Origin of the sequence: Rhodobacter sp. SGA-6-6 (assembly GCF_011043545.1) — a bacterium.
In the GTDB taxonomy this organism is placed as follows: domain Bacteria; phylum Pseudomonadota; class Alphaproteobacteria; order Rhodobacterales; family Rhodobacteraceae; genus Pseudogemmobacter.
The window spans coordinates 566504-582154 of record NZ_JAAKGP010000001.1 but is presented as its reverse complement, the minus strand read 5'-3'; the positions used below and the strand labels follow the sequence as shown (position 1 = coordinate 582154).

16 protein-coding genes and 1 riboswitch are annotated in these 15651 nt (G+C 70.3%); of the genes, 4 read left to right on the top strand and 12 right to left on the bottom strand.

Annotated features, from left to right (window positions below; all coding sequences use genetic code 11):
- Positions 1–40: 40 nt before the first annotated feature.
- From G5B31_RS02805 to G5B31_RS02790, 4 genes are all read right to left on the bottom strand, one after another.
- A complete protein-coding gene (locus G5B31_RS02805) occupies positions 41–736 on the bottom strand; it encodes an ATP-binding cassette domain-containing protein (RefSeq protein WP_165013537.1) in 696 nt (231 codons plus the stop codon).
- Positions 723–2246 carry an ABC transporter permease subunit gene (locus tag G5B31_RS02800; RefSeq protein WP_165013535.1) on the bottom strand — a complete coding sequence of 508 codons (1524 nt, stop codon included), beginning with the start codon at positions 2244–2246 and terminating at the stop codon, positions 723–725. The genes G5B31_RS02805 and G5B31_RS02800 overlap by 14 nt, the downstream gene beginning before the upstream one ends.
- The gene (gene thiB, locus G5B31_RS02795) at positions 2222–3196 is read right to left on the bottom strand and encodes a thiamine ABC transporter substrate binding subunit (RefSeq protein WP_165013533.1); all 975 of its coding nucleotides are present in this window, start codon (positions 3194–3196) and stop codon (positions 2222–2224) included. The genes G5B31_RS02800 and thiB overlap by 25 nt, the downstream gene beginning before the upstream one ends.
- Before the next feature lie 39 nt (positions 3197–3235).
- Positions 3236–3337, bottom strand: a riboswitch (TPP riboswitch).
- A gap of 263 nt (positions 3338–3600) precedes the next feature.
- Positions 3601–4587, bottom strand: coding sequence for a TerC family protein (locus tag G5B31_RS02790; protein WP_165013531.1), 987 nt, complete (start codon positions 4585–4587; stop codon positions 3601–3603).
- Positions 4588–4862: 275 nt separating this feature from the next.
- Here G5B31_RS02790 and aroC point away from each other — a divergent pair, with 275 nt between their 5' ends.
- Entirely contained in the window at positions 4863–5963 is a 1101-nt protein-coding gene (aroC, locus tag G5B31_RS02785) for a chorismate synthase (RefSeq protein ID WP_165013530.1), read from the top strand.
- Between the two features lie 88 nt (positions 5964–6051).
- On the opposite strand, the gene G5B31_RS02780 is transcribed toward aroC, so the two are convergent.
- The 4 genes from G5B31_RS02780 to G5B31_RS02765 form a co-directional block, all read right to left on the bottom strand.
- Positions 6052–6543, bottom strand: a complete 492-nt coding sequence (locus G5B31_RS02780; RefSeq protein WP_165013529.1) for a copper chaperone PCu(A)C — start codon at positions 6541–6543, stop codon at positions 6052–6054.
- 83 nt (positions 6544–6626) lie between these two features.
- Positions 6627–6989, bottom strand: coding sequence for a hypothetical protein (locus G5B31_RS02775; protein WP_165013528.1), 363 nt, complete (start codon positions 6987–6989; stop codon positions 6627–6629).
- Positions 6990–7034: 45 nt separating this feature from the next.
- Positions 7035–7511, bottom strand: coding sequence for an Rrf2 family transcriptional regulator (locus tag G5B31_RS02770; protein WP_165013527.1), 477 nt, complete (start codon positions 7509–7511; stop codon positions 7035–7037).
- A 70-nt stretch (positions 7512–7581) separates the two neighbouring features.
- Positions 7582–8313, bottom strand: a complete 732-nt coding sequence (locus tag G5B31_RS02765) for a YafY family protein (protein WP_346763868.1) — start codon at positions 8311–8313, stop codon at positions 7582–7584.
- Positions 8314–8353: 40 nt separating this feature from the next.
- Here G5B31_RS02765 and G5B31_RS02760 point away from each other — a divergent pair, with 40 nt between their 5' ends.
- Entirely contained in the window at positions 8354–8965 is a 612-nt protein-coding gene (locus G5B31_RS02760; RefSeq protein WP_165013526.1) for a glutathione S-transferase family protein, read from the top strand.
- A gap of 271 nt (positions 8966–9236) precedes the next feature.
- On the opposite strand, the gene G5B31_RS02755 is transcribed toward G5B31_RS02760, so the two are convergent.
- The 3 genes from G5B31_RS02755 to G5B31_RS02745 form a co-directional block, all read right to left on the bottom strand.
- Positions 9237–10109 carry a DMT family transporter gene (locus G5B31_RS02755; RefSeq protein WP_165013525.1) on the bottom strand — a complete coding sequence of 291 codons (873 nt, stop codon included), beginning with the start codon at positions 10107–10109 and terminating at the stop codon, positions 9237–9239.
- A gap of 66 nt (positions 10110–10175) precedes the next feature.
- Positions 10176–10466 (bottom strand): HU family DNA-binding protein, encoded by a 291-nt coding sequence (locus G5B31_RS02750; RefSeq protein ID WP_165013524.1) that lies wholly within the window; start codon positions 10464–10466, stop codon positions 10176–10178.
- A gap of 152 nt (positions 10467–10618) precedes the next feature.
- A complete protein-coding gene (locus G5B31_RS02745; protein WP_165013522.1) occupies positions 10619–12097 on the bottom strand; it encodes an AMP nucleosidase in 1479 nt (492 codons plus the stop codon).
- 115 nt (positions 12098–12212) lie between these two features.
- On the opposite strand from G5B31_RS02745, the gene G5B31_RS02740 reads away from it, so the two are divergent.
- A complete protein-coding gene (locus G5B31_RS02740) occupies positions 12213–13058 on the top strand; it encodes an SDR family oxidoreductase (RefSeq protein ID WP_165013520.1) in 846 nt (281 codons plus the stop codon).
- A 48-nt stretch (positions 13059–13106) separates the two neighbouring features.
- Here the strand turns inward: G5B31_RS02740 and G5B31_RS02735 are convergent, their stop codons facing one another.
- Positions 13107–14387 carry an ROK family transcriptional regulator gene (locus G5B31_RS02735; protein ID WP_165013518.1) on the bottom strand — a complete coding sequence of 427 codons (1281 nt, stop codon included), beginning with the start codon at positions 14385–14387 and terminating at the stop codon, positions 13107–13109.
- A gap of 210 nt (positions 14388–14597) precedes the next feature.
- Here G5B31_RS02735 and xylF point away from each other — a divergent pair, with 210 nt between their 5' ends.
- Positions 14598–15623: a D-xylose ABC transporter substrate-binding protein gene (gene xylF, locus G5B31_RS02730; RefSeq protein WP_165013516.1), complete on the top strand. Its 1026-nt coding sequence runs from the start codon at positions 14598–14600 to the stop codon at positions 15621–15623.
- Positions 15624–15651 lie beyond the last annotated feature (28 nt).

Genomic DNA, 15651 nt, shown 5'->3' with positions numbered 1-15651 from the left:
TTGGGAAAGACCTGAACCCCGCCCGAAAGGGCGGGGTTTTTCATTGCCCCAGATAGGCGCGCAGCGCCGGCGGCGGGTCGGCGAACAGCGCCGCGGTCGGCGCAGGCGGATGGGCGACTCCATCGGCCACCAGCACGGTGGCCTCGGTGATCCGCCGGGCATCCGCCGGGTCGTGCGTCACCATCAGCAGCGTTGCCCCGGTCTCGCCCGCCACCTCGGCCACCAGGTCCAGCATGTCGGCCTTCAGCGCCGGGCCGAGCGCGGCGAAGGGCTCGTCCAGCAAGAGCAGCGGCCGCGCCCGCAACAGCGCCCGCGCCAGCGCCGCCCGGCCGATCTGACCGCCGGACAATTGCCCGGGCTTGCGCGCGCCCATCCCGGCCAGCCCCACCCGGTCCAGCGCCGTTTCCACCCGCTTCCGCTCTTCCGGCGACAGCCGCAGGTCCGGCCGCAGGCCGAGGCCTAGGTTCTGCGCCAGCGTCAGGTGCGGGAACAGGTTCTGGTCCTGGAACAGGATCGTCAGCGGCCGCGCGCCCGGCGACAGCGGGCCGAGATCCTGCCCCTGCCAGAGGATGCGCCCGCCGGCCGGCGGGAAGAACCCGGCGATGGCCGACAGCAGCGAGGATTTCCCCGCCCCCGACGGCCCGATCAGCGCCACCCGCGCGCCCTTCTCCACCTGCCAGTCGGCGGTCAGGTGAAAGCCGTCCTGCGCCAGTTCCACCCGTTCAAGCCGCAGCATGGCGCCCCCTCCGATCCAGTATCCAGAACAGTCCCAGGCTGACCGCCACCAGCAGCAGCGAGGCCGCCGCCGCCTCGTCCATTCGGTAGGCCCCGGACAGCCGCTGGATCACCAGCGGCAGCGTCGCCTGGCTTTCGCCCGCGAAAAGCGCGATCACCCCCAGGTCCCCCATCGACAGCGCCGCCGTCAGCCCGGCGCCGAAGCCCAGGGGACGGGCCAGCCGCGGCAGCACCAGCAGCCGCAGCCGCGCCATTCCGCGCAGCCCCAGGCTCTCGGCCAGCCTGGCGTAGTCGGCCTGCAAGGCGCGGGCCTCGGGCGCCAGCAGACGATAGGCGAAGGGCAGGGCGAGCAGCGCGTTCACCAGCACCGTCACCGGCAGCGCCAGCCTTGCCGGCGGCAGGAACGGCTGCACCAGCAGGAACAGCCCGGTCCCCAGCACCAGGCCCGAGGTCGCCAGCGGCAGCGCGGCGGCAAGGTCAAGCCAGCGCTGCCCCCGGCGGGCGGAGCCGAGCGCCAGCACCAGCGCCGCCGTCATCGTCAGCACCACCGAGGCCAGCGCCACCGCCACCGACCGCGCCAGCGCCGGCCAGACCTGCGCCGGCAGGTCGGGCAGGCCGGGCAGGCCGCGCAGCACCACCGCCGCCATCGGCGCCAGCAGGAAGCCGGCCGCCAGCACCAGCGCCGCCCCGTCCGCCAGCCGCCGCCAACCCCCCGGGGGCGTCAGCGCGATGGCGCGGTCCAGCCCGGCGCCGAAGCCCGCCCGCCGTGCCGCGGCCCAGGCCGCCAGCGCCGCCGCGCCGCCGACCAGCACCTGCACCAGCGCCAGCCCGGCGGCGTGCGACAGGTCGAACTCGAACCGCACCGCCTGGTAGATCGCCAGCTCCAGCGTCGTCGCCCGCGGGCCTCCGCCCAGGATCAGGGCGACGGCGAAGGAGGTCAGGCACAGCGCGAAGACGGTGGCCGCCGCGCCCGGCAGCACCTCGGCCAGCATCGGCCGTTCGAGGTGGCGAAAGGTCTGGCCGGGGGTGAAGGACAGGCTCTCGGCCAGCCGGAACCGCTCGGCCGGGATCGCCTGCCAGCCCTGCAGGATCATCCGCGTCGCCAGCGGCAGGTTCAGGAAGACATGGGCGATCAGCACCCCCTGCAATCCGTAGATCGAGATTCCGGGCAGACCGAGCGCTGCCAGCGCGGCATTGATCGCCCCGCCGCGGCCGAACAGCGCCAGAAGGCCCATGACGGCCACGATCACCGGCAACAGGAAGGGCGCGCCCATCAGCGTGATCAACGCCCCCCGCCCGGGAAACCGTCGCCGCGCCAGCGCCCGCGCCACCGGGATCGCCAGCCCGACCGACAGCGCCGAGGACAGCACCGCCTGCCAGAGGGTGAAGCGCAGCGCGGCCCAGTCGGCGGGGGAAAGCGACAGCCCCCCCGCCCGGAAGGCCACCGCGCCAAGCGGCACGGCGACCAGCAGGACCGCGGCGGCCCCTACTGCGCGAGCGCCGCTTGCCATTCCGCCAGCGCCGGATCGCGCGCCGCCCGGGCCTCTTCCGCCGAAAGCAGCAGGGATTTCTCCGGCCGGGCGGTCTCGAACCCCTCCGGCAGCGGGATGTCGGTGGCGGGATACATCCAGTTGGTGGCGGGCAGAGCCGACTGGAACTCCGGCGCCTGGGTGAAGGCAAGGAAGGCCTTCGCCAGATCGGGCTGGTCCGAGGCGGCGAGAATGCCGGTCAGCTCCACCTGCAGGTAATGGCCCTCGTCGAAGGGCGCCCAGTCCTTGCTGTCGTCCTGTTCCGCGATGCGGTGATAGGCGGGCGAGGTGGTGTAGGACAGCACCATGTCGGCCTCGCCTTCAAGGAACAGGCCATAGGCCTCGGACCAGCCGGGGGTGACGGTGACGATGTTGTCGGCAAGGCCCTTCCAGACCTCCGCCGCCGCATCGCCATGCGCGGCCTTGACCCAGAGCAGCAGGCCGAGGCCCGGGGTGGAGGAGCGCGGATCCTGGATCACGATCTTCAGATCCGACGCCGCCAGTTCCGCGAAGGATTTCGGCGGGGCGGGCAGCTTCGACTTGTCGAAGACGAAGGCGAACCAGCCCCAGTCGTAGGGCAGGAACAGCGGGTCGTCATAGGCCACCGGCAGCGCCGTCGCCGCAGGCTGGCCGTGCGGCGCGAACAGCCCGGTGGCCGCCGCCGCGGCGGTCAGGCCGGTGTCGAGGCCGAGCACCACATCGGCCTCGGAAGCCGCGCCCTCCAGCTGCAGCCGGGCCAGCAGCGCCGCGCCGTCGCCGCCCGAGACGAAGCGCAGGTCGCAGCCGCAGGTTTCTTCAAAAGCCTTCTCCACCGCCGGGCCGGGACCCCATTCGGAGATGAAGCTGTCATAGGTCAGCACGGTAAGCACGGGCACCTCCGCCGCCGCCGGAAGGGCGAGGCAGGAGGTGAGCGCCGCAAGGAAAAGCCGCATCTTGGCACCTTTCTGTTGCGACGGATGGCCGGGCACAGGAGGTTTCCGATGCACCTTCCCTCCGCCGGTATGAGCCGGTTCAGGTTCAACGGGTCCGCTTTCGCATCTCAGCCCGTCAGACGGGCACCCCGAGGTGAGGCGGAGCATAGGCGAAAGCGGCCCGGGTGCAAGGGGTTGCGTCCGCAGGACTTGCGGCACCCGCTGGTCTGGCGAAGGCCGTCGCCTTCGCCACGGCGCACCATTTCAACCAGGACCGGCCGGGCCCCAAAGGCCCGGCCAGCGCCCGCCCCGCCCTCGGCGGGCGCTGGCCTCTCGGGGTTTAGAGTGACTGCCGTCTCCGGGTGAACCCATTCGCACGGGCGGGGCGAGGCAGTGCCTCGCCTTTTCCCGCCCGGACTACGGGGTCAGGTGATCCCGTGCCCCTCCGCCCCGTCCCGCGTCTTCCACAGCGACCAGGCCACGCCGGCCGCGAGAATGGCGAAGGTCACGCCCAGCGAGACCGAGGCCGGGAACTTTGCCAGCCCGAACAGGTCGGCGATGAAGACCTTGGAGCCGATGAAGACCAGCAGCACGCCGAGGGCGTATTTCAGATAGTGGAAGCGGTGGATGATCGCCGCCAGCGCGAAATACAGCGCGCGAAGGCCGAGGATGGCGAAGATGTTCGAGGTGTAGACGATGAAGGTGTCGGTGGTGATGGCGAAGACGGCGGGGATGGAATCCACCGCGAAGATCAGGTCGGCGATCTCGACCATCGCCAGCGCCAGGAACAGCGGCGTGGCGAAGGTCGCCAGCCTGCCGGTCTGCGGGTCGGGCAGGCGGGTGAAGAAGGCGTTGCCGTGCAAGCCCTCCGTTACCCTCAGCCGGCGGCGCAGCAGGCCGAGGATGGGGTTCTTCGAGATGTCCACCTGGGTTTCGTCCGTCACCAGCATCTTCACGCCGGTGAAGATCAGGAAGGCGGCGAAGAGGTAGAGGATCCAGTGGTATTCCGCCACCAGCGCCGCGCCGAAGCCGATCATCAGCCCGCGCAGCACGATCACCCCCAGGATGCCCCAGAACAGCACCCGGTGCTGGTATTGGCGCGGGATGGCGAAATAGGTGAAGATCATCGCGATGACGAAGACGTTGTCCATCGCCAGCGTCTTCTCCACGATGAAGGCGGTCAGGTAGAGCCCGGCGGATTCGGCCCCCATCTGCCACCAGACGAAGCCGCCGAAGGCCAGGCCGAGGGTGATGTAGAAGGCCGACAGCTTCAGGCTGCGGGCGACGCCGATCTCGTGACTGCCGCGGTTGAGGATGCCGAGGTCCAGCACCAGCAGCACCAGCACGGTGGTCAGGAAGACCAGCCACATCCAGGCCGGCGTGCCGAGAAGGTCGGTGAGAAGAAGGTCCATGTTGCTCCTTTGGGTCCTGCATTGGGCGCCGGAGGGGCAGACGGGCAAGGGCCGTTGGGGGCAGGATGCCGGGCTGACCATCGGGCGCGTTTTCCCGATGCGGTCCGACATCACGGCAGGTCGCCGTCAGAGGGGCCCGGCCCGCGGCTGCAATCTTGGGGGCCGGATGCGGCGTTTCAAGGGGGACAGGGCGATTTCCGCGCGATTTCCGCTGCCCGGGCTTGATGCCGGGGCGCTGCGGCGGCTATGCGCAGGGGCAGATCGGGAGTGAAGCCATGAGCCTGAATACCTTCGGCCACCTGTTCCGCGTGACGACCTGGGGCGAGAGCCATGGCCCGGCCATCGGCTGCACGGTGGACGGCTGCCCCCCGGGCATTGCGCTGACCGAGGCCGATATCCAGCCCTGGCTGGACCGCAGGAAGCCCGGCACCTCGAAGTTCACCACCCAGCGGAAGGAACCGGACGAGGTGCGCATCCTCTCCGGCATGTTCGAGGGGGTGACGACGGGCACGCCGATCCAGCTGATGATCGAGAACACCGACCAGCGGTCGAAGGATTACGGCGACATCGCCAGCCAGTTTCGGCCGGGCCATGCCGACGTGACCTATCATCTGAAATACGGGCTGCGGGACTATCGCGGCGGCGGCCGGTCCTCGGCGCGCGAGACGGCCTCGCGGGTGGCGGCGGGCGGGGTGGCGCGGGCGGCGCTGGCCGCGCTGGCGCCGGGGCTGCGGATCACCGGCTATATGGTGCAGATGGGCACGAAGGCGATCGACCGCAGCCGCTTCGACGCCGGGGAGATCGGGTGCAACCCGTTCTGGTGTCCCGATCCCGTGGCTGCGGCGGACTGGGCGGAATATCTGGACCGGCTGCGGCTGGACCACAACTCGGTCGGTGCGGTGATCGAGGTGGTGGCGGAGGGGGTTCCGCCGGGCCTCGGCGCGCCTTTGTATGGCAAGCTGGATGCCGACCTTGCGGCGGCGATGATGTCGATCAACGCGGTGAAGGGGGTCGAGATCGGCGCCGGCATGGCGGCGGCTTCGCTGACCGGGGTCGAGAACGCCGACGAGATGGAGATGGGGCCTGCGGGGCTGCGCTTCGGCTCGAACCACGCCGGCGGCATCCTCGGCGGCATCTCCACCGGCCAGCCGGTGGTCTGCCGCTTCGCGGTGAAGCCCACGTCTTCCATCCTGACCCCCCGCCGGTCGGTCAACACGGCCGGAGAGGCGGTGGAGGTGGTGACCAAGGGCCGCCACGACCCCTGCGTCGGCATCCGCGCCGTGCCGGTGGGCGAGGCGATGATGGCCTGCGTGCTGCTGGACCACCTTCTGCTGGACCGCGGCCAGACCGGCGGGCAGCGTGGGCGGATCGGGTAGGGGCGGTCGGGCCTCCCCGCCTTCGCGGGATGACAGATGAGCGTGGTGACGGCCGGGCAGCTTCATGCCGCCCGGCCCTTTGCTCACGTTACTCCGCGGTGGAATGGTCCGAATGGTCCATCTTGGAATGGTCCTCGCCGCCGGGCGGGTCGACCATGAACTCCATCTCCACCTTGCCGGCGTGCTCGAAGACCAGCGTGGCCTTCACCATGTCGCCCTCGGTCAGGGGGCCGGTCAGGCCCATCAGCATGACATGCAGCCCGCCCCGCTCCAGCACCACGGTGTCGCCGGCGGGGATTTCGATGCCTTCGGGCAGGTGGCGCATCGTCGCCACACCATCGTCGCCGATTTCCGAGATGTGAAGCTCGGCCTTCCCGGCGGCCTCGGTCTCGACCGCGATCAGGCGGTCTGCCTCGGTGCCTTCGTTGGAGATGCCCATGTAGCCTCCGGCGGCCTTGGCACCGGCGGCGGGTTGCGGGATGTTGGGGTGGATGATCTCGATATCGCCTTTGGTCACCCCATGGGCATGGGCGGCGGTGGAGATCATCAAGGCGGCAATCAGACCGAAAGCGTGTTTCATCGCTTGTCCTTTCGGGATGTGGTTGGGGAACGGCCCCAGCCGCGCTTTTGCGCCGCCAGCCGGGCCGGAATCGGGAAAACCTGTCAGGCCCGCGGCGGCGCGCGGGAGCCGTGGGCCGGGTCCAGCACCGGGCGCAGCGGCACCTCTGCCGCGGGCGGGGCCAGCACGGCCAGCAGCCGCGGCCTCTCGCTCTGCGCCGCGGCAGGGGCGGGCGGCAGGTCGGCGGCGCCGGCCAACTGGCAGGCCGGGCATTTCACATGGCTGCGCTGGCCGTCGCTGCCGGGCTCGCCGCAGAGGCCGGACCAGTTGCCGCCCGACAGCAGCCAGGCCGATTGCAGCGCCGGCTCCTGCGGCGAGGGCGCGCGATGCGCGAAACCCGTCGCCACCAGGGCGAGGGTCAGCAGGCAGAGCGCCGCGATCCTGCAAAGGGTCAGCCGCATCGACATGACAGCATCCTTGCCCCGGATCGGCGCGCGGATCAATGGCGGCATTCAGGCCATCGCCCGGGTGCAGGCCTCGGCCGGCGGCGGCGCGGGATACATTTCCAAGAGCGCCTGCAGCCCGCAGTTCCCCTGCACCAGGTCTTCCAGCGTCACCTCGTCCAGCTCGCGGTAGAAGGATTCCACTGCGCGGGCGATGTAGCCGCGCAGGCGGCAGTCGGCGACGATGGGGCAGGTGTTGGTCGCCGGATCGAAGCATTCGGTGAAGGGCACGCCGGATTCGAAGGTGCGGAACACCCGGCCGATGGAGATCTGGTCGGCCGGCAGCGCCAGCTGCAACCCGCCCGAACGCCCCCGCTGGGTGGCGACGAAGCCGTTCACCTGCAGCTGGTGGATCACCTGCGCCATGTGGTTGCCCGAGGCGTTGCAGGCCTCGGCGATGTCGGAAGAGCGGACGATGCGGCCTTGGTTCACCGCGCAATGCATCAGGACGCGGGCGGCAAGGTTGGTGCGGATGGTCAGGCGCATGGCAAGGCCCCGGCGAGAGGTGAATCCTGTATCGCCTACCCCTATTTTCCGCCGCCGTATCTGATCTGGATCAGTTTCGTCGGGAATCGCCGCGCATCTGTGCGATCATCTGCCGCAAGAGCGGCACCCGGCGCGGTCGGAAATGTTCCTCCAGCGGGGTGATGGCGGTCATCTGGCCCAGGTGGAAGCGGCGGAAATCCTGCCGCAGGTGGCAGAAGGCCAGGCAGATCAGGCTGCGGTCGAGGAAGACCACGGACAAAGGCCAGATCTTCCGCTCCGTCGCCGCGCCCGCCTTGTCGCTGTAGCCGATGTGCAGCGCGCGTTCCTCCCAGATCGCCTCGCGCACCGCGGCCATCTGCGCGGGCGCCGGCGGCCGCTTCTCGAAACGGTAAAGCTGGTGGGCGGTGTGCAGCGCCTGCGCCTGCACCCGGTCGGGCAGGGTGGCCACGATCTTGGCCAGCGCGGAATCGGCGGCCTTCGCCAGCGCCGGATCGCCCGCCAGCCGGATTTCGGCAAGGCCCAGGGTCAGCGCCTCCACCTCCAGCCGCGTCAGCATCTGCGGCGGCAGGGCCGGGTCCTCGGCCAGGGTGTAGCCATAGCCCGCCGCGCCGTCGATCAGCGCGCCGCCGGCCCGCAGCGCCTCGATGTCGCGGTAAAGCTGGCGGGGGGAGACGCCGGTCTCCTCGGCCAGCCGGGCGGCGGTGACCGGCGCGGGCAGGCTGCGCAGGGCGGCAAGCAGGCGGAACAGACGGTCGGCGCGGGCCATGGATGCTGACGGGTTCTGGCAGGAGGACCATGCCATAGCACAGATCATGCGAAACCCGAAAGGAAAGGACGATCCGATGCTGACGCTGTTTCATTCGCCCCACAGCCGCTCTTCCGCCATCGTGGCGCTGGTCGAGGAAATGGGCATTGCCGACAGGCTGGAGCTGCGGCTGGTGACCATTCCCCGCGCCGACGGCAGCGGCCGCCGCGACCCGGCCAACCCCCACCCCGAGGGCAAGGTGCCGGCGCTGCTGCACGACGGAAGGGTGATCACCGAGCGCGGCGCGATCATCCTGCATCTCTGCGCGCTGTTCCCCGAGGCCGGGATGGCCCCGCTGCCCGGCACCCCCGACTGGGGCGTCTTCGCGGGCTGGATGGCCTGGTATCAGGGCGTGCTGGAGCCGGTGCTGATCCTCGAGGCCGCCGGGGTCAGCCACCCCTGGCTGACCGCCGCGATCCGCGGCACCGCCGAGGCCACGGCCCGCATCCGTGCGGCGCTGGAAAAGGGGCCCTGGCTGATGGGCGACAGCTATTCGGCGGCGGATGTGCTGGTCCACAGCCCCTATGCCTGGTTCGAGGACATGACCCCCGACGACCCGCTGATCCGCGACTGGGTGGACCGCTGCAAGTCCCGCCCCAGCCGCCTGCGGGTGCTGGAGCGCGATTTGGCGCAGTTGAAAGCGGCTTGAGGTTCGCAGGAACCGGCGTTCGGTCCGATCTTGCTTCCTCCGTCTGGCGAAGGCCATCGCCTTCGCCACCGCGCAACGCATCCCCTTGTCCGGCCGGGTGCCCAAAGCACCCGGCCAGCGCCCGCCCGCCCCCTGGCGGGCGCTTCACGCCCGCCCGGTCGGGCGCTGGCCTCACCGGGTCTTGTGCTGCCATCGTTTCCGGTTGAGCCGCTGCGCGCGGGCGGGGGCGAGGCAGTGCCTCGCCTGCTCCCGCCCGGCCAAACGGTGATCGTCACCCTACCGCAGCGATGCGGGCGCGCTGCACCAGAAGGATGCCGATCATCGTCACCGCGATGCCCAGGATGTCCCAGCCGTGGACCTGCTCTCCCAGCAGGGCCACGGCGACGAGGGTCCCGAAGGCCGGGTTCAGGAAGTGGAAGGCGGCGGCGCGGACCGGGCCGATCTCCTTGACCAGCCGGAACCAGATCAGCGTGGCGGCCAGGCCGGGGGCGAGGATCTGCCAGACGAAGGCGGCCCAGAAGGCCGGGACGGGGGTGAAGTGCCAGTCCTCGGTCAGGGTGGCGATCCCCGCCAGTGCGACCGAGCCGACCAGCATCTGCAACCCCACCACCATCAGCAGGTTGCCGCCCGAAGAGGCGCCGCCGATGGTCAGCGTGGCGACCGCCAGCGCCAGCGCGCCGATGACGCAAAGCGCGATGCCCAAGGGATCGGCCCCGCCCGACACCCGCGTGCCCATGATCAGCGCCACGCCCAGGAAGCCCAGGGCCAGCCCGGCCACGGCCTGCGGCGAGACCCGCTCGCCCCGGAAAGCCCAGCCGAGCGCGGCGACCAGCAGCGGCATGGCGGCGGCGATGATCACGGCCAGCGAGGCCTCCACCCATTGCAGGGCGATGAAGTTCAGCCCCAGGTAAAGCGCGTTCTGGCACAGGCCGAAGACCAGCACCGACAGCGCCTGCCCGCGGGTCAGCCGCAGGCTTTGGCCCAGAGCACGGGCCAGCGCCACCGCCAGCAGGCCCGAGATCGCGAAGCGCAGGGCCAGCGCGGTCAGCGGCGGGGCATGGGCGACGATCACCCGCCCGGTGGCGAAGGCCGAGGACCACAGCGCCACGAAGACCAGCCCCATCACGATACTGCGCGCCGACATTCCGCTTCCCCAAAGAAAAAGGGGCTGCCCGGCGGACAGCCCCGACACGGACGACCCTAGGCCGGATCAGCCGTTCACCAGATCCTTCAGCGCCTTGGCGATGGCGAATTTCACCGTCTTGTCGGCGGGCTTGGTCATGGTCTCGCCGGTGGCGGGGTTGCGGACCTGACGCTCGGGGCGGGCGCGGCAGGCGACCTTGCCCAGGCCCGGCAGGGTGACGCTGCCGCCGTCCGCGACTTCCTTCGAGACCACCGCGGCGATGGCGTCCAGCGCCGAGGAGGCGGTCTTCTTGTCGCTGCCCATCGCTTCGGCAACGGCGGCAACGAGTTGGGTCTTGGTCATCGGCTTGGTGGACATCTGTCTATCCCTTGTGTGGTTGTTCCAGCTTGCAGGGTCCGTCTGCGCGGACCGCCCCCGATTTGCGGGCCACGGTCCAGACACATGCTTTCCGCCCCGAAATCAAGCCCCAGATCGGGGCGCGGGGCATATTTTGGCCGGATTCCCGCACGTCAGAGGAAGGCGGTTTCCTCGAAACTGCGCAGCTTGCGGCTGTGGATGCGCTCCAGCGGCATCTCGCGCAGAAGCTCCATGGCGCGGATGCCGATCTGCAGGTGGCGGCTGACCTGGGTCTTGTAGAAGTCCGACGCCATGCCGGGCAGCTTCAGCTCGCCATGCAGCGGCTTGTCGGACACGCACAAGAGCGTGCCGTAGGGCACCCGGAAGCGGAAGCCGTTGGCGGCGATGGTGGCGCTTTCCATGTCCAGCGCCACCGCCCGGCTCTGGCTGAGGCGCAGGACCGGGCCGGACTGGTCGCGCAGTTCCCAGTTCCTGTTGTCGATGGTGGCGACGGTGCCGGTGCGCATGATCCGCTTCAGCTCGTAGCCTTCCAGCTGGGTCACCTCCTCCACTGCGTCTTCCAGCGCGATCTGGATTTCCGCCAGCGCCGGGATCGGCACCCAGACCGGCAGGTCGTCGTCCAGCACATGGTCCTCGCGCAGATAGGCGTGGGCGAGAACGAAATCGCCGAGCTGCTGGCTGTTCCTGAGGCCGGCGCAATGGCCGACCATCAGCCAGGCATGGGGCCGCAGCACGGCGATGTGGTCGGTGGCGGTCTTGGCGTTCGACGGTCCGACGCCGATGTTCACCAGGGTGATGCCCTGCCCGTCCGCCCGTTTCAGGTGATAGGTCGGCATCTGCGGCATCTTGGCGATGGGTTGCAGCAGCCCGTCCGGGCTGGTGATCATCTGGTTCCCGGTGGCGACGAAGGCGGTATAGCCGCCGGCCGGATCGGCCAGCGCGGCTCGGGCATAGGCTTCGAACTCGTCGACGTAGAACTGGTAGTTGGTGAACAGGACGTGGTTCTGGAAATGCGCCGGGTCGGTGGCGGTGTAATGTGCCAGCCGGGCCAGGCTGTAGTCCACCCTTTGCGCGGTGAACGGGGCCAGCGGCATCGACCCGTCGGGATATTGCGTCAGCGTGCCGTTGACGATGTCGTCGTTGGTCGTCGCCAGGTCCGGCACGTCGAAGACATCGCGGAGCGAGAAGTCCAGCACCCCCTCCTGCGGGACCGAGACGCCGGGGTTGCCCGCCACGGCGAAATGCACCGGGATCGGCGTGCCCGAGGGGCCGATCTCCACCGGCACGCCGTGGTGGCGGATCAGGAGGCCGATCTGCTGGATCAGGTATTGCCGGAACAGGTCGGGCCGGGTGACGGTGGTGGCATAGGTGCCGGGCGCCGCGACATGGCCGAAGGACAGCCGGGTGTCGGCCCGGCTGAAGGTGGAGACGGTCAGCCGGATCTCCGGGTAGAAGGCGCGGACGCGGGCGGGCGGGCGGCCGCGGCTGACCGCCATGTTGAAGTAATGCGACAGATGCGCGGTCGCCCTGCCGTAAAGCTCTTCCAGCCGGTTCACCGCGGCCTCGGCATCGTCATAGGCGGTATGGCCGGGGCTGTCGGGAAGAAGGAAGCCGGGGGCGTCGTCCTGCATCTTGGGTATCCGTCGAAATGATCCGCGATATAACCCCGATCCCCGGGGGCCGCGCAAGTGAAGCCTTGGCGACAGGCGGCTTGCATCGGCGGCGCGGCGCGGGGATAGTCCGGCCATGCCCATGCTCCTGTCCCTCGGCCACGGCTATTCCGCCGCCGCGCTTGCCCGCCTGCTGCTGGCCGAAGGCTGGACGGTGGCCGGCACCACGCGCTCGGCCGCGAAGGCCGAGGCGCTGCGCGCCGGGGGCATCGCCCCGCTCCTCTGGCCCGGCGACCTGAGCGAGGCGCTGGAGCAGGCCACCCATATCCTCGCCTCCGCCGCGCCGGATGCCGGCGGCGACCCCTTCCTGCGCGCCGCGCCGCAGATCGCCGCGGCGAAGGCGGAATGGGTCGGCTACCTCTCCACCACCGCCGTCTATGGCGACCATAAGGGCGGCTGGGTCGACGAGGACACCCCGCCCGACCCGGCCTCCGAGCGCGGGCGCTGGCGGGTCGGGGCCGAGGCGGAATGGCGCGCCACCGGCCTGCCGGTCCATGTCTTCCGGCTGGCCGGCATCTACGGCCCCGGCCGCGGCCCGTTCGAGAAGGTGCGCAACGGCACCGCCCGCCGCATCGTCAAGCCCGGCCAGGTCTTCGGCCGCATCCATGTCGAGGACATCGCCGCCACCCTGCGCGCCTCCATCGCCCGCCCCGATCCCGGCGCCGTCTACAACCTGACCGACGACGACCCCGCCCCGCCCGAGGACGTGATCGCCGAGGCCTCCCGCCTGCTGGGCCTGCCCATCCCGCTGGCGGTCCCCTTCGATCAGGCGGACCTGACCCCGATGGCCCGCAGCTTCTACGGCGAATCGAAGCGGGTCAGGAACGACCGCATCAAGCGCGACCTCGGCGTCACCCTGCGCTACCCGGACTACCGCAGCGGCCTCGCGGCGTTGTTGGCCGACAGCACCCCCGGCTCGTAACCCCTTCATCTTGGCACAAATACTCCGGGGGTGCGGGGGCTGGCCCCGCTACTGCGCCGCCATCTCGCGCGCCTGGCCCGACAGCAGCCGCTCGGTCACGTCCGACAGCGCCAAAGCCGCCGCCCCATGCGCCCAGAGCAGGTCGCCCCAGGCGTGGATCTCGATCGGCGCCCGCGGCCGGCCAGTCTCGATCGCCAGCGCGTCCATCTCGTCCAGCGTCTCGGCGGCGTAGAGGTAGTCGTAGCGCATCCGCTCGCCCGACAGGATGATCAGCGCCGGGTCGAACAGATTGACCACATTCGCCAGCCCCACCGCCAGATAGCGCCCCGCCCGGCGGAAGATGCTGCGGGCGGTGGCGTTGCCGGCCTTGGCATGGTCATACAGGCTTTCCAGCAGCACATTGATCGGCGCGCCGTCGCGGTGGCCCCAGTTCAGCGCCGTGACCGCCTCGCGCGCCAGCGCATAGTCGGCGACGTAAGCCTCCAGGCAGCCGCGCTGGCCGCAGCGGCAGAGCGCGCCGTCCAGCTGCACCTTGGTGTGCCCCAGCTCCATCCCCACCCGCTGGGCGCCACGGTAGATACGGTGGTTCATCACGAAGCCCATGCCGACGCCGTGCTCGATGGTCACCACGGCAAAATCCGACAGCCCCCGCCCGGCCCCGAACCACAGTTCCGCCAGCGCCACCAGATTGGCGTCGTTGTCGATGATCACCGGCAGGCCCAGCCGCGCGGCGGCGGCGGCGGCCAGCGGCACCTGCCGCGCGGTCAGCACCGAGGACCACAGCGCCATCCCCTCGGCCACGTCGACGAAGCCCGGCACGCCGATGCCGATGGCGGCAAGGTCGCCGCGCGCCATCCCGGCCTTGGCGCAGACCTGGTCCAGCAGATGCTCCACCGCGTCCAGCAGCTCCTCCAGCGCCATCGGTCCCGGCTGGCGCGGGATCACCCCGTCGGCCAGCAGGTGGCCGGCGAAATCGACGATGACGCAGGTATGCTCGCGGTCCGACAGCTTCATCCCGGCGACGAAATGCGCCTGCGCCCGCACGCCGAGCGCCACCGCCGGGCGGCCCCGCCCGGCCTCGTTGTCGCGCGGCGCGGCGACCTCCTCGATCAGCCCGGCCTCGATCAGCTCCTGCGTGATGGTGGTGACGGAGGCGGGCGAGACCGACAGTTCCTTCGCCAGCGCCACCCGGGGAATCAGCCCCGCCGCGCGCACCCGGTCGAAGACCTGCTGGCGCAACGGGCGCTGGCCCTCGGACAAGGGCGGGATCAGCGGGCCGACGCCGCGGCGCGGCGCATCGTCGTATTCCCTTGGCGGTCGCGGCATCATTTGTTCGGCCTTCAAACAAAAAACCGCCAGGATAACGGTCGGATTGCATGTCTTCCGCCGCAACGCAGCGATTTCGCGCTGCTTTGGCGGGCATCGGCAGAATCGCCGATCATTTTTATTTTGACAACTGAATTAAATGGGGTCAGTTTCTTCCCGTGCCGGCGAAACCGCCGGACCGGCCATGCGCTGGCCGTCTAACGGGAGGAACACATGAAAAAGACCTTTCTCGCCGCGGTGATCGCGGCGGCCGGGTTCTCGTCGGCCGCACTGGCCCAGGGCCTGACTGTGGGTGTCAGCTGGTCGAATTTCCAGGAAGAGCGCTGGAAGACCGACGAGGCCGCGATCAAGGCCGCGCTGGAAGCGGCGGGCGCCACCTATGTCTCGGCCGATGCGCAATCGTCCTCGGCCAAGCAGCTTTCGGACATCGAGGCGCTGATGGCGCAGGGCGTGGATGCGCTGATCATCCTGGGCCAGGACACCGCGGCGGTGGTGCCGGCGATCCAGGCGGCGGCGGATGCCGGCATCCCGGTGGTGGCCTATGACCGGCTGATCGAGGACCCGCGCGCCTTCTACCTGACCTTCGACAACGTCGAAGTCGGCCGGCTTCAGGCCGCCGCCGTCTTCGCCGCCGCGCCGAAGGGCAACTACGTGATGATCAAGGGCTCGCCCACCGACCCGAACGCCGACTTCCTGCGCGGCGGCCAGCAAGAGGTGCTGCAGGCTGCCATCGACGCGGGCGACATCAAGATCGTCGGCGAGGCCTATACCGAAGGCTGGCTGCCGGCCAATGCCCAGAAGAACATGGAGCAGATCCTGACCGAGAACGCCAATGCGGTGGATGCGGTGGTCGCCTCGAACGACGGCACCGCGGGCGGCGCGGTGGCGGCGCTGACGGCGGTGGGGCTGCAGGGCATCCCGGTCTCCGGCCAGGACGGCGACAAGGCGGCGCTGAACCGCATCGCGCTGGGCACCCAGACCGTCTCGGTCTGGAAGGACGCGCGCGAGCTGGGCAAGAACGCGGCCGAGATCGCGCTGGCGCTGGCCGGCGGCACCGCCCCCGACGCCATCCCGAACGTGGTGAAGTTCACCACCCCGGGCGGCAACGAGATGAACTCGGTCTTCCTCGCCCCCGTCGCCATCACCAAGGACAACCTGTCGGTGGTGGTGGATGCCGGCTGGATCACCAAGGACGAACTGTGCCAGGGCGTGACCGCCGGTCCCGCGCCCTGCAACTGAGTCGACGCGGGGGCTCCGGGAGACCGGG